The sequence below is a fragment of the Parerythrobacter lacustris genome (genome assembly GCF_024626475.1).
In the GTDB taxonomy this organism is placed as follows: Bacteria; Pseudomonadota; Alphaproteobacteria; order Sphingomonadales; family Sphingomonadaceae; genus Parerythrobacter_A; species Parerythrobacter_A lacustris.
The window spans coordinates 17,728-38,272 of record NZ_JANKHH010000002.1 but is presented as its reverse complement, the minus strand read 5'-3'; the positions used below and the strand labels follow the sequence as shown (position 1 = coordinate 38,272).

Sequence of the window (20,545 nt, the reverse complement as noted above, 5' to 3'; positions counted from 1 at the left end):
AGGCACCCCTGCGGCATTTGTCGAAGCCTCACTTGGCACGATGTCCACCAGCGTGGTAAACCAGTTGCACAGTCTTGGGGGGAGGACATCGCATGGTTCGGGTGATGCAATCGGGGTACGCCATTGCAATGGCAGCGACGCTTGCGGGATGTCAGTTCCTGCCCACCAACGAGCCGGAGGATCCGGCGAAGGACAAGCCGGCGGCGCTTGTTGGCGGAACGACAGCGGCAAGCGGTATCGACTGGGGCGACGATGTTGGTGAATGGGCGAACGACGGGGAGTGCGACGACAAGCGCTTTTCCGGGGACGGCATGACCAGCACCCCGCTGCTGGACGAAGACATAGGCCATGATGCGACCGATTGCCGTACCGCTTATGAGGCCGGGAAACTGACCTACAGCATCTCCACCGGCGATAAATCGCAAGCCGCCGCAACTCGTCCGCAAAGTGCTTCCGGCGGTATCGATTGGGGTGACGATCGGGGCGATTGGGCCAACGATGGCGAATGCGACGACAGCCGTTTTACCGGCGCAGGCATGACCAGCACGCCCTTGCTCGACGAAGACATACGGCACGATGCGACCGATTGCCGCGAACAGTTCGAACGCGGGCGGTTACAGCTCAAATAGCTGGTTGTGCGGCTACGGGCGGGAAAAGGAGCCGGGCGACCCGCCGCAATTCACCTGGGCTGCTTCCTTCCGGACCTGACCCGGTGAGCGAACGCAAACGTCCACCCGACTCCCGGCCGGGGATATGGCGACTGGCGGGGGCAAAATCAAGCGCCGCGATTCGGTCAATTGCACATTCATTTCGTCGCAGATATGAAACGGCTCGTCAGGAGGGCTTTTGTATGATCCGCAACATGACTCGCTTCGCAATCGGTGCTCTGTGCGCCTTTGCTGCAATGCAAACACCGGCCTACGCGCAGGATATAGACTTCGGCGACGATGAAAGTCCCTTCTCGCAAGACGGTGAATGCGACGACAAGCGGTTCGAGGGATCGGGAATGACCACTACGCCGCTGCTCGACAGCGACGTAGGTCATGACGCAAGCGATTGCCGGATCGCCTACGAACAGGGGCGACTGACCTATAGCGGCATTGCGGCGACCGAGCGGCGCGATGCGAGCCACATCCAGTGGGGCGACGACGACGGCCAGTGGTCGAACGACGGCGAATGCGACGACATGCGCTTCGAGGGCGAAGGCATGACCAGCACGCCGCTGCTTGAAGAGGATGTCCGGCACGATGCGACCGACTGCCGTACCGCGTACGAAGAGGGGCGGCTCGAACTGCGCGGTTCGGGACTTTCGGGTTCCGCCAGTGGAGGATCGAGCGGCAGGCTAACCCCGGTCGCGATCGAGGGCCGGTTCGACTGGGGCGACAACACCAGCCAATGGGCTAACGACGGCGAGTGCGACGATATGCGCTTCCTCGGCCGCGGCCTCACCTCCACAGCACTGCCCGAAGATATCGGGCGCGACGAGCAGGACTGCCGCGCCGCCTACGATGCCGGAAGCGTGGGCCTGAACCCGTTGTTCCGTACCCCCGGATCGACCGCCGACATCAATTACGGCGACGATAGCTCGAGCTATGCCAACGATGGCGAGTGCGACGACCTGCGGTTCACCGGAAGCTATGCTTCGACCATGATCTACCTGTCGGACGATGTCGGCCACGATGCCACCGATTGCCGCGCGGCGGTGCGCAGCGGTACCGCGCGCTGGCAGGCGGATTCCTTGCCTTACGAGCTGGGAGCGACGCTCACCAGCGAGGCACTTTCGGACGATTCTGTCGATTTCGACAAAAGCTGAAGTCTAGCGAAAATTGTCGGCGTAGGCCTGCAGCTTGAGCGTTTTCGGCGGAGTCGCATGGACCCGGGCGACGATACCGTATTTGTCGGCATAGGCCTTGGCCGCGTCCTTGGTCGGGAAGGTCAGCACGACCTGCGCTTGCGTATCGCCGCTGCCGGTCCAGCCCATCAACGGATCAGGTCTGCGCGCCTCTGACTGCTCGAATTCGAGCACCCACTCGTCGGTCCGCGCCTTGCCGGACTGCATCGCATTCTTCGGGCGTTGGTAGATTCGTGCACTCATGCGGTTTGCCTTTGATCCTGTTGATGCGAAAATCAAGCGAGTTCGGTTTGGTTCGCGGAGAGAATGCCTCTCGGGAAATTTGTTTCACGCAGAGCCCGCAGAGGAAAGGAGAGACGCAGAGATTTTGTGCCTGCGGCGAAGCCGCACTCAATCTCTTCGGGCAGCACCCATAGCGATGCTCTGAAATTCTTGAGGCCTTCGGCCCAGCCCGACCCCTCTGCGTCTCTCCTTTCCTCTGCGCGCTCTGCGTGAACAAAAAAGTCACCGCCTCTCGAATGCGTTCTTCGTCTTGAGGCTCGGCTTCTCCGCCCACGGTTCATCCGGCCAGCGGTGTTTTGCGTATCGGCCCTTCATTTCCTTGCGCACATCCGCCCATGAACCGCGCCAGAAGCCGGGCAAATCCCGGGTCGACTGGATCGGGCGGCCCGCCGGACTCGTAAGCTTGAGCAGCAGCGGGGTACTACCGATCATTGGATGGTGGTCGAGGCCGAAAACCGCCTGCACCCTTACCTCGACGCTCGGCGCATCGTCACCGGCATAATCGACCGCATGAACAGTTCCGGCGGGCGAGGCGAATTCGCGCGGGGCAAGCCGGTCGAGTTGCTGGCGCTGGTTCCAGTCGAGCCGCCCAAGCAACGCATCGACCAGCTTGCCACGCGGAATGGCGAGATCGCGTCGTCCTTCGAGCAGTGGCGTGATCCATTCGTTCGCCGACTGCTCCAATGCTGTGAAGGAAAGCGCATCAACCCCGGCAAAGCGGGCGCGCGCGATGAGCTCGGGAGGCAGCAATTCCCCCAAGCGTTCCACAGCCTTTTCCACAAGCTTGTCGACAAGCGCCTGCGGGTTTGGCGAGGGGTCGGGGCCGGTTGACAGGGTTATCGCGCCGAGCCTGCGTTCGAGGCGCGCCTCTACCCTGCCCTCGGCCTCGTTCCAGCGCACGACCGAACGCTTGTCGATCAACTGGGCGAGATGCTGTTCGACCTCCTGCGCCGAGAGCGCTGCGGCAGCGGTGATCCGCGCGCCCTTGGCCTGCCCCTGCGCGTCGCCGATCGCGAGCCACTCCGCACGCGCCAGCGGGCTCGCCGGATCGAGCATGAACCCGCGCCCGCCAGCGGCGAGCCAGTGCTCGCCCGACGCATCGCGCCGTGTGGCGACGAAATCGGGCCGCGCGCGGGCGAGGAAGACTGCGGGCGATGGTCCCGATCGGTCGGCCGGATCGCTCTTTGCAAGGGTGCGGGCGTTGCCGGCCCACCGTGCTGCCAACTTGCGCGAGGCCTCCGCTCGCGCGCCGCGCTCGCCGTCCCAGCGCTGGAGGCGGGCCAGCAGATCCTCGCCGCGCCCGCCCAAGCCGCGTTCCTGCAACAGCAGCGCCATGCGCGCGCCCGCTTCGGCCTCGCCCTTTCTGGCAGCGAACAGGACCATGGCGGCATGCTCCGGGTCCATCGGCATCGCGGCGAGCTGCTCACCGAAGGGCGTGATCCGCCCTTCTCCGTCGAGCGCGCCCAGCCGCGCAAGCCGCTCGCGTGCCGAAGCCAGCGATGCCGCAGGCGGCGGGTCGAGCCAGGCAAGGCTCGTCGGATCGGTGGTTCCCCAGCGGGCCAGCGACAGCACCAGTGGCGCGAGATCGGCACTTGCGATCTCCGGCACATCGAACGCCGGGCGACCCGCGTGCCCCGCTTCCTCCCACAGGCGATAGGCCACCCCCGGCCCTTGCCGTGCGGCACGCCCGGCACGCTGGCCGGCGGAAGCCTGGCTCGCCCGGCGGGTGACGAGGTGCGTCGTCCCGGCGGCGCGGTCGAATTCCGCCTGACGTGCCAGCCCGCTGTCGACCACCACGCTGACCCCGTCGAGGGTGAGCGAGGTTTCGGCGATGGCGGTCGCCAGCACGATGCGCCGCCTGCCCTGCGGGTCGCGCCGGATCGCCGCGCGCTGGTCCTGCGGCTGGATTTGCCCGTGCAACGGCAGGATCGGCACGTCGGGCAGGCGTTCTTCCAATCGCTCGCGCGTCCGCTCGATTTCGCCGACGCCGGGCAGGAATGCGAGGATATCGCCCGCCTGCTCGCGCCATGCGGTCATGACGGCGGCGGCCATCGCATCCTCGATCCGCTTATCGGGCGATGCGCCGAGCCAGCGGATATCGAGCGGATAGGCCTTGCCTTCGCTTTCGATCACCGGAGCGCCGTCGCCGAGCAATCGCGCGAACCGCGCCCCGTCGATGGTCGCCGACATCACGCAGATGCGCAGGTCCTCGCGCAGAACGCTGCGGCTCTCCAGTGCGAGCGCCAGCCCGAGGTCGCTGTCGAGATGACGCTCGTGTGCCTCGTCGAACAGCACGGCGGAGACGCCTGCCAGTTCCGGGTCCCCGACGATGCGGTTGACGAAGATCGCTTCGGTCATAACCAGGACGCGGGTTTTGGCCGAAGTCCTGCTGTCCAGCCGGGTGAGGTATCCGACCGTCTCCCCCGCCTGCTCGCCGAGCACCTCCGCCATCCGCTCCGCCGCGGCGCGCGCAGCCACCCGGCGCGGGCTGAGCAGGATCACCTGCCCGCTGCACCACGCCTCGCCGAGCAGTGCCGGAGCGACCGCAGTGGTTTTGCCCGCCCCCGGCGGCGCGACCAGCACGGCTGCGTCTCGCGCGCGCAGGGCGGCGAGCAGATCGGGCAGGACAGTATGGATCGGAAGGACTGACACTATCTCTCGCCTCTAGCGCAGGCCCTGCCCGATGCGAAGTCAGTCACCTATGTCGAACTGGTCTGCGAACGTCCTTTCGAGCGCCAGCAATTCTTCGCCATAGTCGCACCACGTGACCAGCGCGAATTCATCCGCCATCCGCTTCAGCAGTGCGCGGCCCACAGGCGAAAGGTCCTGCTCCCACCGGTGGCTCTCCAGCTCCTCGACCATCTCGGCAAAACCATATTGCAACTGTTCGAGGATGAAGAACCCCGAATGACGACCAAGGGCGAGGAATTGGCGCAGGTTTGCGCCCACTACCCGGTTGGGCTGGTCTGCCATCGGCACGGTCATCACAACGGGACTGTCGTTGGAAATGCCGGTGCCGGCATCGAGAAGGGAGAAATGCACTCCGTCCCCGCCCGTCGAAGCGAAAGTCACGGCATTGCGCGGTGACTGTTCATAGACCCAGCGGCGCAATTCGGTGTGCAGCATCAGGCCGATTTCATCGCCCGCCCCATCGTCAGCCTCCTGCAGTACGCTGGCCAGCAAGACGAGATCGCTGGGCCGGTCCATCGAACGGCCCTAGTATCCCCGCGCCACTGCGAAGAGCGCGGCTTCGGCCATCGCAGCGCGGGCCTTGTTGGCAGGGAAGATCGAGATCGCGTCGATCGCGCGTTCGGCGAAGTGGCGGGCGCGGTCGCGGGTGGCTTCGAGCGCGCCGTGCTTGGCGATGAGCGCGATCGCCTGCTCCAGATCGGCATCGCTGGTGCGGTGACCGAGGATCGCCGCCTGCCAGAACTTGCGCTCTTCCTCGCTCCCGCGGGCATAGGCGAGGATCACCGGAAGCGTCATCTTGCCTTCACGGAAGTCGTCGCCACGGTCCTTGCCCATCTGGGCTGCGTCCGAATCGTAGTCGATCGCGTCGTCGACCAGCTGGAACGCCACGCCGAGGTTGCGACCGTAATCGTCGAGCGCCTGCTCCTCGCGTTCGCTGCACTCGGCCACTACGGCGGCGATGCGGCTGGCGGCGGCGAAGAGGGCGGCGGTCTTGGCGCCGATGATCGAGAGATAGCGTTCCTCGCTGGTTTCGATCCGCCGCTGCGCGGTGAGCTGGTCGACCTCGCCCTCGGCGATCACCGCGCTGGCGTTGGAGAGGATCTTGAGCACCTTCAGGCTGCCGTCCTCGGTCATCAGTTCGAAGCTGCGGCTGAACAGGAAATCGCCCACCAGCACCGTGGCCGGATTGCCGAAGATGATGTTCGCCGCCGCCTTGCCGCGGCGCATCTCGCTGCCGTCGACCACATCGTCATGCAGCAGGGTGGCGGTGTGAATGAACTCGACCGCTGCGGCCAGCTTGTGGTGCCGCGTGCCGTTGTAACCGACAAGCTCCGCCCCGGCGAGCGTCAGCATCGGCCGCAGCCGCTTTCCGCCGCCCGAGATCAGGTGCCCGGCGAGCGCGGGGATAAGCGGGATTTCGCTCTGCATCCGGTCGAGGATCACCGCATTGACCGAATTCATCCCCGGCGCGGTCAGCGCCAGCATCGGGTCGAGGGTCGGCGTCTTGCGCGGGAGCGGCACGATTTCGGCGGTCATCGCCTGTGTTCTTGGCGCTCGCCCGCACCCTTGGCAAGCGCGAAGCCGCTTGGCTTGGTTGCAATCTGCGTGATAGGCGGTGCGCAATGAGCAACGCGCCCGATCCGCAACTCGCCGCCTTCCGCCGCAGCATCGACAATATCGATGCCGCGCTGATCCATATGCTGGCCGAGCGGTTCCGCATCACCCAGGCGGTCGGTGCCTATAAGGCCAAGACCGATCTGCCCCCCGCCGATCCGGACCGCGAGGCGAAACAGATCGCCCGCCTGCGCGCGCTGGCGGAACAGGCCCAGCTCGACCCCGAATTCTCGGAGAAGTTCCTGCGCTTCATCATCGAGGAAGTGATCCGCCACCACGAGCAGGCGCGCGGGTGATCGAGCGCGCGTTCGAACAGCCGAGCTTCCGCCTCAAGCTTGCAAAGGCGCTGTTCAGGCTGCTGCCCGCGCCCTTCCCCGAAGCCTCCGAAATTCGGGAGAAGTTGGCAAAGCGCAAACCGCCGCAGGCCGCGCCGATGCCGAGGGCGGTCGAGAAGCAGTTCGTGGTCGAGAAGCAGGATCATCAGGGCGTGACCGTCTATCACCTGACTCCGCGCAAGAACCGCTCCGAGTGGCAGATCGTCTATCTTCACGGGGGTGGCTATGTGAACCCGATGCATGCGGTGCATTGGGGCGTACTGCGCGCACTGGGAGCGGCAACGGGCGCGACGATCATTCTGCCACTCTACCCGCTCGCGCCCGAGCACGATTACAAGCCGGGCCGCGATCTGGTGCTCGATATCTACGAGCATGTCCGGGTCGGGAATCCCGGCGCGAAGATTGCTCTGGCAGGCGATAGTGCGGGCGGCAATTTTGCTCTCGGCACGGCAATCCGGCTGCGTGAGAACGAGCACGTGATGCCCGATGCGCTGATGCTGTTCGCGCCGTGGATGGACCTGACGCTAGCCGACGGGCGTGCGCGGGCGATCGAGCCCGACGACATCATGCTTACGGTCGATCGGCTGCGTATCTGCGGGGAAATGTGGGCGGGCGACGACGATCCGGCGCGCGATGACTTGAGCCCGCTCCATACCGATCTGTCAGGCCTGCCGCCGATGGCGATCTTCCAGGGAACGCACGACATATTGCAGGCCGACGCGCGCAGCTTTGCCGTGCGCGCCGAGGCCGAAGGGCATCCGGTGCATTATTACGAGTACGAAGGCGCGTTCCACGACTTCATGATCGCAACCTTCACCCGCGAGGCGCAGCACTGCTACGCCCGCGTCGGGGAATTCCTCGAGGCCCTTTAGTCGTCCACCTTGCGCGCGGCGTCGGGGTTGCGCGCGTTCACACGCGGTGCGGGACGCGCTTCAGGAGCAGGCGCTGGAGCAGGGCGCGCGACCGGGGCCGGCGCGCTTTGCGTGCGCTGGACCGGAGCCGGACGCGCTTGCTGCACCGGCGGTGCCGACTGGGTGCGCTGCACAGGTGCTGGCCGCGATTGCTGTACCGGCGGAGCAGCGCGCGACGGCGGGACCGGCGCGGCCTCTATCCTTTGCGGCGGAGGAGCCTGTCTTATCCGCTGCACCGGGGCGACCTGCGGACGCTCCGGTCGCTCACGCACTGGACGGTCGACCTGTTCCGGAAAGCTACGCGCTGCGGGTCCGCCGGACTGTTCGCGGAGCGCGGGCGACGGGCGATACTGCTGCACCGGCGGTGCGGCGCGTTGCACCGGGGCGGGAGTCGGGGTCACGACGGGGACGTCGGCGCGCATATCCTGCGCGCCCATCCGCCCGCCACGATTGCCGGGCGCGGGCGTAGATCCGCCCGAGTTGCCGAAGCCGGTCCGGTCGCTTTGCCGATCGCCACGACGATCTTCGCGCCGTTCCCTTCGGTCGTCACCGCGCTGGCCCCGCCCGGCGTCACCGGAACGGACTGCCGGGTCCGGGTTCAGTCCGAACCCGCGATTGTCATTGTCGCGCGCGCCGTCGCGGTCGCCCCTACGACCGTCGCCACGGCGGCCGTCACCGTCGCGCCTGCGCCGGTCACGGTAGGTACCGTCCTCGTCGCGGCTGTAGCCCGACCAGTTGTCGCGGTCGTAACGGCGGCCCTTGTGGCGTCCTTCCCAATGGCGGCGATGACGCTCGCCCCAGCGGTGGCGGGTGCCCCAGCGGTCGTAGATGTAAAAGCCGGTGCCGGGATAATAGTAGTCCTCGTACCAGCCGAAATAGTAGCCGGTATAGCCGGGATCATAATAGGTGTCGTAATAGGGATCGTACGACCCGCCGTAGTACGGATCATACGATCCGCCGTAATATGGATCGTAGGTGCCATCATATTCGAGCAGCGTAGCGCAGCCTCCGAGCGAGACCGCCGCAGCGCCAAACAGCGCGAACCTGAAAACCTTGTGCCCCACGATCAATCTCCCGAATCGAGGAATTGTTAAGATACATCGCTAGTTAGATGAACGAAATTGAATGGCAGGTGAACCCCGAATCGGACTGCCTCACCGCATTTCCCCGGCCAGGCTCTTTACCGGAATTTCATGGTTTCCGGCTAGTTAACCATGCATGGCAACTGTCCCGCTCACCTTTTCGGGTCCGATCCCCGAATCCCCCGCTCCGCTCGGACGCCGCTCGGCTGAGCGGTTTCGTGTGCTGGTGCCGGGACGTGTGATCCTGCTGTCGGGCGAATTCGACTGTGCGTTGGAGGACATCTCGACCACCGGCGCGCGGATCATCTGCGACATCCCCCTTCGCACCGGCTTCGAGGGCATCCTGCAATGCTATCCGCTCGACGCGATGTTCTCCGTCGCCTGGATCGAAGGCAAAAGCGCTGGCCTGCAATTTCACGAAGCTGCCTCGCTTGGCGCGGTGCGCCAGCTGCGGTGGAACAACGATTGCTACCGCCAAAGCCATGACACCGCACTGCGCACCATGCTGCGCGGCTGGATGAATCCCGCGCAGGCCGAAAAAGTCGTCCGGCAGGTTCGTTCGGTCTAGTTGCCGGAGCTTGCGGCACGCGGCAACTTCAGCCGGACCAGCAACCCGCCAAGATCCTCGCTCTCGTCGAGCGTGACTGTCCCCCCGTAAATTTCCGCCACGTCGCGTACGATCGCCAGCCCAAGCCCGGTCCCGGGCTTGCCGGTATCGAGCCGTGCGCCGCGGGCGAAGATATCCTCGCGCTTGTCTTCGGGGATGCCCATGCCGTCATCCTCGATCCAGATTTCGCACCGAGCGGGATCGTCACGCTGTGCATCGACGGTTACGAACACACTGCCGCCGCCGTATTTGGCAGCGTTCTCGATCAGGTTGCCGAGGATTTCGTCAAGGTCTTGCCGCTCGATCGCGACCTGCGCATCGCGGTTGCCGTCGAGATCGAACCGGGTTCGCTCGTAGATCCGCGTCACCGCCCGCAGCACAGACTCGGCGCTCGACCAGACCCCCGCGCGCGACAGGCCCGTCGCGCGCCGACCGACCGCCCTCGCCCGCGCAAGATGGTGATCGACATGGCGCTGCATCACCTTTGTCTCGCGGAACACATGGCTCGCCAGCTTGGGGTCCCGCGCCGTCGCCGCGTTGGTCAGCACGGTGAGCGGGGTCTTGAGGGCATGCGCCAGATTGCCCGCATGGGTGCGCGCCTCCTCCGCCTGTTTCTCGGAGTGCGCGAGCAGCATGTTCAGTTCCTGCACCAGCGGCTGCACCTCGAGCGGCAGGGGGTCGGTTACCCGGTTGGAGCCGGTGGTGCGGATGCGCTGGATCGCTTCCCTGATCCGCCGCAGCGGGCGCAGCCCATACCAGCTTTGCAGCGCCGCCATCAGGATCAGGCCGAGCCCGAGCACCGCAAAGCTCCACAGCAGGATCGAGCGGATGCGGGCAAGCTGGAAATCGAGTTCCTCGCGCGCCGAGGCGACGGCGAAAGTCCAGCGGGTCTCGCTGTCGGGCAGGATCACGCTGCGCTCGACAATCCGGAGCGGTTCGCCCTCGAACTGGTCGCTGTTGTAAAAATGCGGTTCGGAATCGATGTGTGGCTGCACTTCCAGCGGCTCATCCCACAGCGATCGCGAGGGATAGCCTTCCTTCCCTGGGGCGCTGATCTGGAAATAAAGCCCGCTGTTAGGTTCGAGGAACCGCGGCTCGCCGATCGGGCGATTGAAATAGACTTCGCCGTCGGGGCCGATTTCGGCGGTCACCAGCATCGCATTGAGCAAATATTCGAGCTGATCGTCGAAATTCTGTTCGACCAGATTGGTCAGTACCCGATCAAGCGCGAAACCGCCCGCCAGCAGCAGCACGAGGATCCAGCCGGTGGCGATGGCCATCATCCGGCGCGCCAGGCTGCCGGTGTTGGGCGGCGCGGCCCCGCCGGCGATTTCGGCGTTCAGAGTTGCGGCTTCCGCGCTTTCGCGCAGCGCAGCGGGGGTATCATCCCCCACCCGCACTGCTCCGCCCGCATTCATCCCATGTCCGCCTTAGGTCGCGCGCGGCGCTTCGGCCGGATCGTCGAGACTGTAGCCGAGGCCGCGGATCGTGGTGATCACATCGGCCCCCAGCTTCTTGCGGATGCGGGTGACAAACACCTCGATGGTGTTCGAATCGCGATCGAAATCCTGATCGTAGATATGCTCGATCAGTTCGGTCCGGCTGACGACCTTGCCCTTGTGGTGCATCAGGTAGCTCAGCAGCTTGTATTCCTGCGCAGTCAGCTTGACCGGCTCTCCCGCGAGGGTGACGCGGCCCGAACGCGTATCGAGCCGGACATCGCCCGCCATCAGTTCGCTCGAGGTATTGCCCGAAGCGCGGCGGATCAGCGCGCGCAAGCGGGCGATCAGCTCTTCGGTCTGGAACGGTTTGGCAAGATAGTCGTCCGCCCCGGCATCGAGGCCGGCGACCTTGTCCGACCAGCTGTCACGCGCGGTCAGCACCAACACCGGGAAGGTGCGCCCTTCGCGCCGCCACATGCCGAGCACGGTCAGCCCGTCGATCTCGGGCAGGCCGAGGTCGAGGATCACCGCATCGTAATTCTCGGTCGAGCCCATGAAGTGCCCGTCCTCGCCGTCGGTGGACAGATCCACCGCATAGCCGGTCTGCTCTAGAGTGGTCTTGAGTTGCAGGCCGAGTGTCGGTTCGTCCTCGACGATCAGGATGCGCATGGCTGGCTGTGTCCCCTCTGGTTACGCGTTTGCTAAGTGGTCGTTTGAAGCAAACGCGTCAACTCGTGCAGCGTTTCATGCCCTATTGGCTGCGGCGCAATATACGCCCGGTGCGTGCGTCGACATCGACATACATCACCTTGCCATCGCGAATGAACTTCAGGCGATAGGCCATTGCCGCGCTGTCGTAGGCCGGGCCGAGATATTCCGCCCCGCGCATCATCGGCAGGACCCGGCGCTCGATCTCGCGCAGCGGAAGCACATTGCCCGCACGCATTTCCTTGCGTGCCTTGTCCTCGTCACCCTGCGGCTGTGCATGCGCTGGAGCCACGGCGAAACCGTGAGCGAGCGCTGCAGCCGCAAGGATCGAGGCGAGTTTCCTGTTCATCGTGCAGCTGTGCCTAAGGTCGCAGCATTGAACAAGTTCTGAATGGCAACGTTACCATCCGTTCACCCTTTGGGATGACGGGCTAGCGCGTCATCTCGTAAGTGACACTCACCGTCACGCTGCTGCCGATCTGGCCCGGCTGGATCGGGGTGCTGGCATCGGCCGCCTGGGCCTCGACCTTGGCCATTCGCATCATCGGCTGCGGCGGGGAATAGCCGACGGCCTCACTGACCTTCAGCAGGCGGACGTTCGGGTAACCCGCCATCCGGGCGTAGTCCCGCGCCATGGCCTCCGCCCGCTGCATCGCGGCAGCGCGCGCCTGCGCCTTTGCGGCGGTGTCGTCGTCGATCGAGAAGTCCGGACCCGAAAGATCGGTCGCGCCCGCAGCAACCAGCGCATCAAGCACAGGTCCGGTACGATCGATATCGCGCAGGATCACGCTGACCCGGTTCGATGCCTGATAGCCGCGGAACACCTGCTTGCGCTGCTCCTGATCGTAGTCGTACTGCGGATAAAGCGACACGCCGGTGGTCTGTATGTCCTTCTCGTCCACGCCCAGCGCTTTGATCCGGTTGATGACTGCGGTCATCTCGCGCGCATTTGCACGCATCGCTTCGACGGCGGTGGGCGAAAGCGTCTGCACGCCCGCGCCGATGGTGGCGATATCGGGATCGACCTTCACGGTTTCGGTTACCGAGAGTTCGACCACCGGCTGGTTGGTGGTGATCTGGACATCGGCCTGCGCCGGTTGGGAAAGAGCGACAGCGGCAGTGCCGAGCGCGAGGGAAAGCGCGAGACGTTTCATCGGGTAATCTCCATGATACAAGGTAACATTGCCGCCCTGTTCTGACACCGCCGCTTGCCCTGTGCTGAACAAAATGCCGCCAGACCTCAGGGCTGCTCTTGCTTACCAACGCGCGGCATGGCCTATGGGTTTCGAACAATTGAGGGACCCGCCGATGAATCTGCTGCGCTTTGCCCTGGCCGCGCTTGCCATGGTGGCTGCCGCACCGCTCGCTGCGCAGGAAATGGAGCAGCTCCCGCCGCGCCAATCGGGCGAAGGCGATGGGCCATACGGCACGCTGATCATTCGCGGCGCGACGATGATCGACGGCACCGGTGCCCCGCCGGAGGGTCCCGTCGACATCGTGGTGCAAGGCAATCGCATCGCGCGCATCGCGCCGGGCGGCCTGCCCGACAGCGCCCTCGCCGGGGCCGACCGGGTGGTCGATGCCCGGGGGATGTATGTCCTGCCCGGCTTCGTCGACGTTCATGGCCACAATGGCGATGCCGACAAGGCTCCGCAGCCGTCCTACGGCTTCAAGCTGTGGCTGGCGCATGGTGTGACCACCGTGCGCGGGGTCGGCTTCGGCTGGGGGCCGGACGATCCCTCGCTTGACCAGAAGCGCCGCAGCGAAGCCAACACCATCGTCGCGCCGCGCCTCTACGCTTATGCCGTGCCGGGCGATGTGTGGCCGGGCGGCACGGTCGATACGCCCGACAAGGGCCGCGAATGGGCGCGCTGGGCCAAGACGCGCGGATACGACGGGATCAAGTTCTTCAACAGCGAGGACCCGGCGACCTTCGCGGCGATCAACGACGAGGCGGACAAGCTCGGCCTCGGCACCGTCGCCCATCTCGGCCAGCGCGGGGTGGCGCGGGTCGATGCCGGGAAGGCAATCGAACTGGGGCTCGACGGCGTGACCCATTTCTACGGCCATTTCGAGAGCCTGCTCGATCGCAGTGCGACCCCGCAATATCCCCCCGATTTCAACTATCTCGACGAACAGAGCCGCTTCGCCTGGGTCGCGCGGCTGGCCGATCAGGTCGGCGAACCGGGCAGCGAGCAATGGGATGCGTATATCGACCTGATGATCGAGAAGGGTGTGACGCTCAGCCCAACGTTCAACATCTATGCCGCCAGCCGCGACGTGATGCGCGCGCGCAATCTCGAATGGCACGAGACATACACCCTGCCCCAACTGATGGAGTTCTATTCCCCCAGCCTGACCAACCACGGCAGCTATTACCACGACTGGTCGAGCGAGGACGAGGTCGCGTGGCGCAATTTCTACCGCAAGTGGTTCGACCTTACCCGCGAGTTCCACCGCCGCGGCGGGCGGGTTACCGCTGGTTCGGACCCGGGCTACATCTACCAGACCTGGGGCTTCGCCTATATCGGCGAGCTTGAGATGCTGCGCGAAGCGGGACTGACCCCGCTCGAGGTGATCCGCGCGGCAACGATGAACGGGGCGGAGGAAATCTGGCAGTCGAAGGGCGGCAACCCGCCTTTCGGTACGATCAAAGTCGGTAAGCTGGCTGACCTGGTGATCGTGCCGGAGAACCCGCTGGCGAACCTCAAGGTGCTGTACGGCACCGGCCACACCCGCCTCAACCGCGAAACCAACCAGCTTGAGACCGTCGGCGGGGTCCGGTGGACGGTCAAGGACGGCATCGTCTACGATGCGCGGCAATTGCTCGCCGATGTCGCCGCAATGGTTGAGGAAGAGAAGGCGAAGCGCGGCAGTTTGCCACAGCAATAGCCCTCTCCCTTGAGGGAGAGGGTTGGGTGTGGGTGTACGGCGCTTGTGGTAAAGCCGGACGAAGCCACACGCGCCGTACCCCCACCCCAACCCCTCCCCTTGGGGAGGGGCTTTGAGTTGCCAGTTGTCGAAAGCTCGCCTAGCTGGCACGCGCTATGGCGCAACCTCCCGTTCTCAATCTCGAAGGCGTGGCCCTGCAGCAGGGCGGCCGGTGGCTATTCGGCGGGCCCGACCACGACGCTCTCGACCTGCATATCCAACCACGCGACCGGCTGGCGCTGATCGGCCGCAACGGGGCGGGCAAGACCACGCTGTTCCGCCTGATTGACGACAAGATCGAAGCCGACAAGGGCGAGCGCAAGGTCAAGCCGGGCCTCAGGATCGTGGTGCTGGAGCAGGACCCCGATTTTACCGGCCATACCACGCTGATGGACTTTGCGCTGGCGGGCGATCATGCCCCGGCCGAGCACGAGGTCGAAGCCATCGCCAGCCAGCTCGGCATCGACATGAGCACGCCGTCCAAGGGCGCGAGCGGGGGCGAAAGACGCCGCGCCGCCATCGCCCGCGCGCTGGCGCAGGACCCCGACCTGCTGCTGATGGACGAGCCGACCAACCACCTCGACCTCGCGGCGATCGCCTGGCTCGAAAGCTGGCTCGACCGCTACAAGGGCGCCTTCGTGGTCATCAGCCACGACCGGACTTTCCTCAAACGCCTCACCCGCGCGACGATCTGGCTCGACCGCGGGACGCTGCGCCGCAAGGAGATCGGTTTCGGCGGCTACGACGCGTGGGAAGAGGCGGTCTACGCCGAAGAGGCGCGCGCGGCGGAAAAGCTCGATGCCAAGCTCAAGCTCGAGGCGCACTGGCTCGAACGCGGCGTCACCGCTCGGCGCAAGCGCAACCAGGGGCGGCTCGAAAAGCTGTGGCAGATGCGCAGCGCACGCGCGGCGATGATCACCCCCACCGGCAGCGCCAAGCTCGGCCTCGCGAGCGAGGAGGACTTCAAGAGCAAGTCGGTGATCGTCGCGGAGGGCGTGTGGAAATCCTATCCGGCAAATGACGTCCCGACTCCCGTTCGCCCTGAGCTTGTCGAAGGGCCAGCGCCAAGCCCTTCGACAAGCTCAGGGCGAACGGATGGCGGAGTAAAGGGCCGCACAATAATCCGCGATTTCACCCTGCGTATCCAGCGCGGCGACCGGATCGGGGTGGTCGGGTCGAACGGCGCGGGCAAGACGACGCTGCTCAAGCTGCTGACCGGCGAACTGCAGCCCGACAGCGGCAAGGTCGAGATTTCGAAAAAGCTCACCGGGGTGATGATCGACCAGCAGCGCAGCCTGATGGCAGGCGACAAGACCGTGCGGCAGGTGCTGGCCGAAGGCGGCGACTGGATCGACGTGCGCGGGGTGCGCAAGCACGTGCAAGGCTACCTGAAAGACTTCCTGTTCGACCCCCGGGTGGTCGACACCAGGGTCGGCATCATGTCAGGCGGGGAGCGCAGCCGCCTGCTGCTGGCGCGCGAATTCGCCCGCAAGTCCAACCTGCTGGTGCTCGACGAGCCGACCAATGATCTCGATCTCGAAACGCTCGACCTGCTACAGGAAGTGATCGCCGATTACGACGGCACCGTGCTGATCGTCAGCCACGACCGCGACTTCCTCGACAAGACCGTGACGGTGACGCTCGGGCTCGACGGAAGCGGCTTGGTCGATATCGTCGCGGGCGGCTACGAGGACTGGGAGGCCAAGCGGCGCGAGCGGAATCAGGTCAAGGCGAAGAAATCTCCCCTCCCGCTTGCGGGAGGGGTTATGGTTGGGTCTGAGGTAGAGGCGCCCGCCCCCTCGCCCCCTCCCGCAAGCGGGAAGGTGGGCAAGAAGCTCTCCTACAAGGACCAGCGTGACTACGAACTGCTGCCGAAGCGGATCGAGGAACTGGAAGCGGCAATCGCCAAGGGCGAGACGCTGCTGTCCGACCCCGTGCTCTACACCGCCGACCCGCAGAAATTCGCCAGTATCAGCCAGGGCATCGAGAACGCCCGTGCCGAGAAGGAAGCTGCGGAAGAGCGCTGGCTCGAACTGGCGGAGCTGGTGGAAGGGTGAGCCTGCGCGACGAGATTGCCGCCTGCACCATCTGCACCGCGCATTTGCCGCATGGGGTCCGGCCCGTCGTCAGCTTCTCCCCGACCACAAGGCTGGTGATCATCGGTCAGGCACCCGGTGCAAAGGTCCACGCCAGCGGCATCCCGTGGGACGATGCCAGCGGTGACCGTCTGCGCGAGTGGACCGGCCTGACCAAGAGCGAAATGTACGATCCGGCGCGGGTCGCGCTGGTGCCGATGGGGTTCTGCTACCCGGGCAAAGCCAGCGGCGGCGACAAGCCGCCACGCCCTGAATGCGCCCCCACATGGCACGCGCGAATCATGACCGAATTGCCGGAGGATCGCCTAACCTTGCTGATCGGAAGCTATGCGCAGGCACGCTATCTCTGCGACAGCGGCAAGGCATCGCTCACCGAGCGGGTGCGGCAGTTTCAAGACCACCTGCCGCGCTATTTTCCGCTGCCGCACCCATCGTGGCGCAGCACAAACTGGATGCGCAACAATCCATGGTTCGAGGCGGAGGTTCTGCCGGTCTTGCGAGACCGGGTGGCGGAAATGATGGGGTGTTGAGACTCACACGAAGACACGAAGACGGGATCGCCTGAGGCAGCAGGCCTGCCAAACACAGGTTGCGGATAAGTCGAAGGGCCAGCTTCGCAGGGCGGCTTCGCCGCTAGCGCAACCTCTTCGTGCCTTGGTGTGAGAAAATCAATTGATACGATAATAGTCGGCCACCCGGTCGAGCGCGAGCTTGAGCACCAGCTTGCCGCTGCGCGCAGGCCATTGCAGCGCACGTTCGGCGTCGGGCAGGCCCTCGCAGGCGCAGACGACGCGCCAGAGGATGTCCTGCAAACCCTTCCCGGCCTCGCCCAGCGCGCCGTGGAAGCGCGCCTTTGCGGCAATCTGGCGTTCGGTTGGGTTTAGGGATGCGTCACTCCCCTGCCCCTTGATCCGCACCGGGTCCCACCGCATGGTGACATTGGGGCCGAGCTGAGCGCGCTCGTAGTCAGCGCGCAGGCGTTCCCCTGCATCGAACAGCCGGTCATCGAGATGGCCGCGCGCGTGAAGCCAGCCGAGCGGGGATTCGGCGATGTTGATGGTCGCCGTGCGCCGTTTCCCCTTCGCATTTGCGGCGTGGCGCACACCCTCGCTGGTCAGTTCGCGTTCGACGAGTTCGCGGCGCATGTCTTGCTCCCCATGGTGATTGGCGAATCGCTCCTTGCCAAAAGTGGAACCCTGTAGGAAAGGAGAAACCGATATGGTTCGCCAGAGGAGGCTTGGTTGATCAACCGGATTCGTGACCTGCGCAAGGCAAAGGGCTGGACACTCGCCGATCTGGCCGAGGCCTGCGTCCCCGAAACGACCCCGCAGACGATTGGCCGCCTCGAGACGGGCATGCGCAATCTCTCGCTGGTCTGGATGGAACGGATCGCCGCCGCGCTGGAAGTCGATCCGGAGTCACTGGTACGATCCGAAACCGGCTCGCACCCCAAGATCGTGGCACGCCTGACCGAAGCAGGTGCCGAAGCTTTGACGCGGGAAGCCGACGCGGTGCTGCCGACCGAACTGGGCGGCGATGCTCCGCTGATGGCACTCACGGTCGAAGCGGGCATGGGCGAATACCGCGCGGGCGATCAGCTGTGGCTGCGGGAAGTCGGACTTTCGGACAGCAGCAAGGCGATCAACCGCGACGTGCTGGTTCCGCGCCCTGGCGGACGTTTCGCTTTCGGACGGCTGATCGACCGGCAGGGCACACTGATCGGGGTGCTGCCGCCCGGTATGGGCCAGAAGCAGATCGTGGTCGACGATCCGGCATGGATCGCGGTCGCCGAAATGCTGGTCCGCAAGCTGTGAGAGATCGATGAAACGCGTTCTCTCCATCTCGACGCTGTATCCCAACTCGCATGCGCCGCGGTTCGGGACTTTCGTCGCACGCTCGCTCGAGGCGCTGGCCAAGCGAGGCGACTGGAAGGTCTCGGTGGTGAACCCGATCGGCATCCCGCCCATCGCATTCGGGAAGTACAAGCCACTCGCGGCAGCCGCGATCGACGGGATCGAGCACGGGGTCGAAATCTTTCGCCCCAAGTTCACCCTCATCCCGCGCTTCGGCGCGCGCAGCAATCCGTCCAACATCGCACGGAAGATACTGCCGCTGGTCGAGCGGCTGCACGCGCAACAGCCCTTCGCACTGGTCGATGCGCAGTTCTTTTACCCCGATGGCCCTGCCGCTGCGTGGATCGCCGAACGGCTCGGCCTGCCGCTATCGATCAAGGCCCGCGGATCGGACATCACCTTCTGGGGCGCGAAGGATTTCGCCCGCGAGCAGATGCTTCACGCCGCTGCGCGCGCCACTGGGCTGATCGCAGTCTCTCAGGCGCTGGCGGACGATATGGTCGCACTGGGCATGAGCAGACGCAAGATTGCGCTCAACTACACCGGGCTCGATCGCGACCGCTTTCGTCCGCTCGGCAATGTCGCGTTGCGCTCGACCCTATCGAAGGAACTGGGGATTGCCCTGCCCGCGACCGCGCCGGTCTTCTCCACTGTCGGGGCACTGGTCCAGCACAAGGGGCAGGATCTGGTGATCGGCGCGCTGGCCAAAATTGCCGGCGCGCATCTGGTACTGGTCGGCAAGGGCGAGGATGAACGCCACCTGCGCAACCTGGCGCAGGATCTGCGCGTCGCCGACCGGGTCCATTTCACCGGCTCGGTCGATCACGACCTGTTACCGCTCATTCTCTCGACATCGGATGCGATGGTGCTGCCTTCGGCGCGCGAGGGTCTGGCGAACGCATGGGTCGAGGCGCTCGCCTGCGGGACGCCGATCGTCATCTCCGATGTCGGCGGTGCGCGCGAACTGCTCACCGCGCACACAGCCGGGGTCATTGTCGAGCGGACGGTCGAGGCAGTCGCGCAGGGGATGGAGCAGGTGCTCGCCGCGAAGGCGGATCCTCAAGCGGTCGCCGCATTTGCCGAACGCTTCAGTTGGGATCGCAACGCTGCCGATCTCGCCGCCCATTTCGAGCGGCTGACCGGCAGCGGCTGACGCGTCAGACTTCGCCCCGGGCCAGCCGGTCCTGCTTGTCGGTAGCGCTCTCGTCAGGGACGAAGCTGTTCGACGTGACCCCCAGCCAGATCAGGATCGGCGCGGCCATATAGACCGAGCTGTAGGTCCCGACGAACAGCCCGAAGGTTATTGCCGCCGACAGGCCGAACAGGCTTTCCGGCCCGAACAGGACCAACGGGATCAGCGCAACGAACAGCGTCAGCGAGGTCATCACCGTACGCGCGAGAGTCTCGTTGACCGACAGGTCGAGCAGTTCCGGCATCGCCATCTTGCGATACTTCTTCAGGTTTTCCCGAATCCGGTCGTAAACGACGATGGTGTCATTGAGCGAGTAACCGATGATCGCGAGGATTGCGGCGACGATCTGCAGACTGAATTCGAGCTGGAACAGCGCGAACAGTCCCAACGTCAGCGACACGTCGTGGAACAGGGCAAACAGAGCGCCGACACCGAACTGCCATTCGAAGCGAACCCAGATGTAGATCGAGATCGCGACCATCGCCGCGACCAGTGCCCAGATCGCGGTGTTCCAGAACTCGCCCGATACCTTGCCGGAAACGTTGTCGTTCCCGTCGAGCTGGAAATCCTCGTGGTTGCTCGAAATCTCGCTGACGATGTCGTTGGCGATGCGCTGGGCGGCCTCATTGTCGCCTTCAGCTTCGGCGGGCAGACGGACGCGGATCGATACCTGGTTCTCGGCACCGAATTGCTGCACCACCGGCTCGCCATAGCCGAGCTGGGCGACCCGCTCTCGCAGCTCGGCCACCGGAGCGGGCTCGCCCTCGGCAAAGCTCGCGCGGATTTCGAGCCCGCCGGCGAAGTCGACGCCGTAGTTGAGCCCCTTGGTGATCACCAGGCCCCAGCTCAACGCGATCAGAATGATGCTGACGACGTAGAACGGCATCCGCCACTTGAGGAACTTCAGGTTGGTGTTGTCGGGGACAAGCTTGAGAAGTCGCATGGTCTA

At 65.1% G+C, this 20,545-nt stretch carries 21 protein-coding genes and 1 other RNA gene; 10 read left to right on the top strand and 12 right to left on the bottom strand.

The features are described from left to right. The first annotated feature begins 128 nt into the window (after window positions 1-128). Window positions 129-629 (top strand): hypothetical protein, encoded by a 501-nt coding sequence (locus NSO95_RS03180; protein ID WP_257594705.1) that lies wholly within the window; start codon window positions 129-131, stop codon window positions 627-629. Window positions 630-650: 21 nt separating this feature from the next. On the opposite strand, the gene ffs is transcribed toward NSO95_RS03180, so the two are convergent. Continuing rightward, window positions 651-745: signal recognition particle sRNA small type (gene ffs, locus NSO95_RS03175), an RNA gene on the bottom strand. Window positions 746-862: 117 nt separating this feature from the next. On the opposite strand from ffs, the gene NSO95_RS03170 reads away from it, so the two are divergent. Continuing rightward, on the top strand, window positions 863-1,813 hold the full coding sequence (locus NSO95_RS03170; protein ID WP_257594704.1) for a hypothetical protein: 951 nt from the start codon (window positions 863-865) through the stop codon (window positions 1,811-1,813). Between the two features lie 3 nt (window positions 1,814-1,816). On the opposite strand, the gene NSO95_RS03165 is transcribed toward NSO95_RS03170, so the two are convergent. The 4 genes from NSO95_RS03165 to NSO95_RS03150 all read right to left on the bottom strand — a co-directional run bounded on the left by NSO95_RS03165 (window position 1,817) and on the right by NSO95_RS03150 (window position 6,361). Then, window positions 1,817-2,095: an ETC complex I subunit gene (locus tag NSO95_RS03165; RefSeq protein ID WP_257594703.1), complete on the bottom strand. Its 279-nt coding sequence runs from the start codon at window positions 2,093-2,095 to the stop codon at window positions 1,817-1,819. Between the two features lie 261 nt (window positions 2,096-2,356). Beyond that, window positions 2,357-4,786, bottom strand: coding sequence for an ATP-dependent helicase HrpB (gene hrpB, locus NSO95_RS03160; RefSeq protein WP_257594702.1), 2,430 nt, complete (start codon window positions 4,784-4,786; stop codon window positions 2,357-2,359). 39 nt (window positions 4,787-4,825) lie between these two features. Then, entirely contained in the window at window positions 4,826-5,341 is a 516-nt protein-coding gene (locus NSO95_RS03155; protein ID WP_257594701.1) for a hypothetical protein, read from the bottom strand. Window positions 5,342-5,350: 9 nt separating this feature from the next. After that, window positions 5,351-6,361, bottom strand: a complete 1,011-nt coding sequence (locus NSO95_RS03150; RefSeq protein ID WP_257594700.1) for a polyprenyl synthetase family protein — start codon at window positions 6,359-6,361, stop codon at window positions 5,351-5,353. Between the two features lie 86 nt (window positions 6,362-6,447). Between NSO95_RS03150 and NSO95_RS03145 the strand changes: the two genes are divergently transcribed. Both NSO95_RS03145 and NSO95_RS03140 read left to right on the top strand, forming a co-directional pair. Next, a complete protein-coding gene (locus NSO95_RS03145) occupies window positions 6,448-6,735 on the top strand; it encodes a chorismate mutase (protein WP_257594699.1) in 288 nt (95 codons plus the stop codon). Then, complete coding sequence (locus tag NSO95_RS03140) at window positions 6,732-7,646, top strand: alpha/beta hydrolase (protein ID WP_257594698.1); 915 nt, start codon at window positions 6,732-6,734, stop codon at window positions 7,644-7,646. Before NSO95_RS03145 ends, NSO95_RS03140 begins: the two co-directional genes overlap by 4 nt. On the opposite strand, the gene NSO95_RS03135 is transcribed toward NSO95_RS03140, so the two are convergent. After that, window positions 7,643-8,749 (bottom strand): hypothetical protein, encoded by a 1,107-nt coding sequence (locus NSO95_RS03135; RefSeq protein ID WP_257594697.1) that lies wholly within the window; start codon window positions 8,747-8,749, stop codon window positions 7,643-7,645. The two genes, NSO95_RS03140 and NSO95_RS03135, sit on opposite strands and share 4 nt — an antisense overlap. A gap of 154 nt (window positions 8,750-8,903) precedes the next feature. Between NSO95_RS03135 and NSO95_RS03130 the strand changes: the two genes are divergently transcribed. Then, a complete protein-coding gene (locus NSO95_RS03130; RefSeq protein WP_257594696.1) occupies window positions 8,904-9,335 on the top strand; it encodes a PilZ domain-containing protein in 432 nt (143 codons plus the stop codon). On the opposite strand, the gene NSO95_RS03125 is transcribed toward NSO95_RS03130, so the two are convergent. From NSO95_RS03125 to NSO95_RS03110, 4 genes are all read right to left on the bottom strand, one after another. Next, complete coding sequence (locus NSO95_RS03125; protein WP_257594743.1) at window positions 9,332-10,657, bottom strand: ATP-binding protein; 1,326 nt, start codon at window positions 10,655-10,657, stop codon at window positions 9,332-9,334. The two genes, NSO95_RS03130 and NSO95_RS03125, sit on opposite strands and share 4 nt — an antisense overlap. Before the next feature lie 147 nt (window positions 10,658-10,804). Continuing rightward, on the bottom strand, window positions 10,805-11,485 hold the full coding sequence (locus tag NSO95_RS03120; RefSeq protein WP_257594695.1) for a response regulator transcription factor: 681 nt from the start codon (window positions 11,483-11,485) through the stop codon (window positions 10,805-10,807). A gap of 82 nt (window positions 11,486-11,567) precedes the next feature. Then, window positions 11,568-11,873 (bottom strand): PepSY domain-containing protein, encoded by a 306-nt coding sequence (locus NSO95_RS03115; RefSeq protein ID WP_257594694.1) that lies wholly within the window; start codon window positions 11,871-11,873, stop codon window positions 11,568-11,570. 82 nt (window positions 11,874-11,955) lie between these two features. Then, window positions 11,956-12,678 (bottom strand): SIMPL domain-containing protein, encoded by a 723-nt coding sequence (locus tag NSO95_RS03110; protein ID WP_257594693.1) that lies wholly within the window; start codon window positions 12,676-12,678, stop codon window positions 11,956-11,958. A 154-nt stretch (window positions 12,679-12,832) separates the two neighbouring features. Between NSO95_RS03110 and NSO95_RS03105 the strand changes: the two genes are divergently transcribed. The 3 genes from NSO95_RS03105 to NSO95_RS03095 all read left to right on the top strand — a co-directional run bounded on the left by NSO95_RS03105 (window position 12,833) and on the right by NSO95_RS03095 (window position 17,081). After that, complete coding sequence (locus NSO95_RS03105; protein WP_257594692.1) at window positions 12,833-14,416, top strand: amidohydrolase family protein; 1,584 nt, start codon at window positions 12,833-12,835, stop codon at window positions 14,414-14,416. A 155-nt stretch (window positions 14,417-14,571) separates the two neighbouring features. Beyond that, on the top strand, window positions 14,572-16,512 hold the full coding sequence (locus NSO95_RS03100; RefSeq protein WP_257594691.1) for an ABC-F family ATP-binding cassette domain-containing protein: 1,941 nt from the start codon (window positions 14,572-14,574) through the stop codon (window positions 16,510-16,512). Beyond that, the gene (locus tag NSO95_RS03095; RefSeq protein WP_257594690.1) at window positions 16,509-17,081 is read left to right on the top strand and encodes a uracil-DNA glycosylase family protein; all 573 of its coding nucleotides are present in this window, start codon (window positions 16,509-16,511) and stop codon (window positions 17,079-17,081) included. Before NSO95_RS03100 ends, NSO95_RS03095 begins: the two co-directional genes overlap by 4 nt. Before the next feature lie 138 nt (window positions 17,082-17,219). Here the strand turns inward: NSO95_RS03095 and NSO95_RS03090 are convergent, their stop codons facing one another. Beyond that, window positions 17,220-17,696 carry a DUF6456 domain-containing protein gene (locus NSO95_RS03090; RefSeq protein ID WP_257594689.1) on the bottom strand — a complete coding sequence of 159 codons (477 nt, stop codon included), beginning with the start codon at window positions 17,694-17,696 and terminating at the stop codon, window positions 17,220-17,222. Between the two features lie 96 nt (window positions 17,697-17,792). On the opposite strand from NSO95_RS03090, the gene NSO95_RS03085 reads away from it, so the two are divergent. Further along, complete coding sequence (locus NSO95_RS03085) at window positions 17,793-18,365, top strand: helix-turn-helix transcriptional regulator (RefSeq protein WP_257594688.1); 573 nt, start codon at window positions 17,793-17,795, stop codon at window positions 18,363-18,365. A gap of 7 nt (window positions 18,366-18,372) precedes the next feature. Continuing rightward, on the top strand, window positions 18,373-19,557 hold the full coding sequence (locus NSO95_RS03080; protein ID WP_257594687.1) for a glycosyltransferase: 1,185 nt from the start codon (window positions 18,373-18,375) through the stop codon (window positions 19,555-19,557). 4 nt (window positions 19,558-19,561) lie between these two features. On the opposite strand, the gene secF is transcribed toward NSO95_RS03080, so the two are convergent. Beyond that, a complete protein-coding gene (gene secF / locus NSO95_RS03075) occupies window positions 19,562-20,539 on the bottom strand; it encodes a protein translocase subunit SecF (protein ID WP_257594686.1) in 978 nt (325 codons plus the stop codon). Between the last annotated feature and the right edge of the window lie 6 nt (window positions 20,540-20,545).

What these genes read in the sequence shown, in the direction of transcription:
- secF (WP_257594686.1), bottom strand. Translation starts at nt 20,539, where the DNA reads ATGCGACTTCTCAAGCTTGTCCCCGACAACACCAACCTGAAGTTCCTC.
- NSO95_RS03090 (WP_257594689.1), bottom strand. Translation starts at nt 17,696, where the DNA reads ATGCGCCGCGAACTCGTCGAACGCGAACTGACCAGCGAGGGTGTGCGC.
- NSO95_RS03130 (WP_257594696.1), top strand. Translation starts at nt 8,904, where the DNA reads ATGGCAACTGTCCCGCTCACCTTTTCGGGTCCGATCCCCGAATCCCCC.
- NSO95_RS03080 (WP_257594687.1), top strand. Translation starts at nt 18,373, where the DNA reads ATGAAACGCGTTCTCTCCATCTCGACGCTGTATCCCAACTCGCATGCG.
- NSO95_RS03155 (WP_257594701.1), bottom strand. Translation starts at nt 5,341, where the DNA reads ATGGACCGGCCCAGCGATCTCGTCTTGCTGGCCAGCGTACTGCAGGAG.
- NSO95_RS03125 (WP_257594743.1), bottom strand. Translation starts at nt 10,657, where the DNA reads ATGATGGCCATCGCCACCGGCTGGATCCTCGTGCTGCTGCTGGCGGGC.
- NSO95_RS03105 (WP_257594692.1), top strand. Translation starts at nt 12,833, where the DNA reads ATGAATCTGCTGCGCTTTGCCCTGGCCGCGCTTGCCATGGTGGCTGCC.
- NSO95_RS03120 (WP_257594695.1), bottom strand. Translation starts at nt 11,485, where the DNA reads ATGCGCATCCTGATCGTCGAGGACGAACCGACACTCGGCCTGCAACTC.
- NSO95_RS03115 (WP_257594694.1), bottom strand. Translation starts at nt 11,873, where the DNA reads ATGAACAGGAAACTCGCCTCGATCCTTGCGGCTGCAGCGCTCGCTCAC.
- NSO95_RS03100 (WP_257594691.1), top strand. Translation starts at nt 14,572, where the DNA reads ATGGCGCAACCTCCCGTTCTCAATCTCGAAGGCGTGGCCCTGCAGCAG.
- NSO95_RS03145 (WP_257594699.1), top strand. Translation starts at nt 6,448, where the DNA reads ATGAGCAACGCGCCCGATCCGCAACTCGCCGCCTTCCGCCGCAGCATC.
- NSO95_RS03110 (WP_257594693.1), bottom strand. Translation starts at nt 12,678, where the DNA reads ATGAAACGTCTCGCGCTTTCCCTCGCGCTCGGCACTGCCGCTGTCGCT.
- NSO95_RS03150 (WP_257594700.1), bottom strand. Translation starts at nt 6,361, where the DNA reads ATGACCGCCGAAATCGTGCCGCTCCCGCGCAAGACGCCGACCCTCGAC.
- NSO95_RS03180 (WP_257594705.1), top strand. Translation starts at nt 129, where the DNA reads ATGGCAGCGACGCTTGCGGGATGTCAGTTCCTGCCCACCAACGAGCCG.
- NSO95_RS03165 (WP_257594703.1), bottom strand. Translation starts at nt 2,095, where the DNA reads ATGAGTGCACGAATCTACCAACGCCCGAAGAATGCGATGCAGTCCGGC.
- NSO95_RS03170 (WP_257594704.1), top strand. Translation starts at nt 863, where the DNA reads ATGACTCGCTTCGCAATCGGTGCTCTGTGCGCCTTTGCTGCAATGCAA.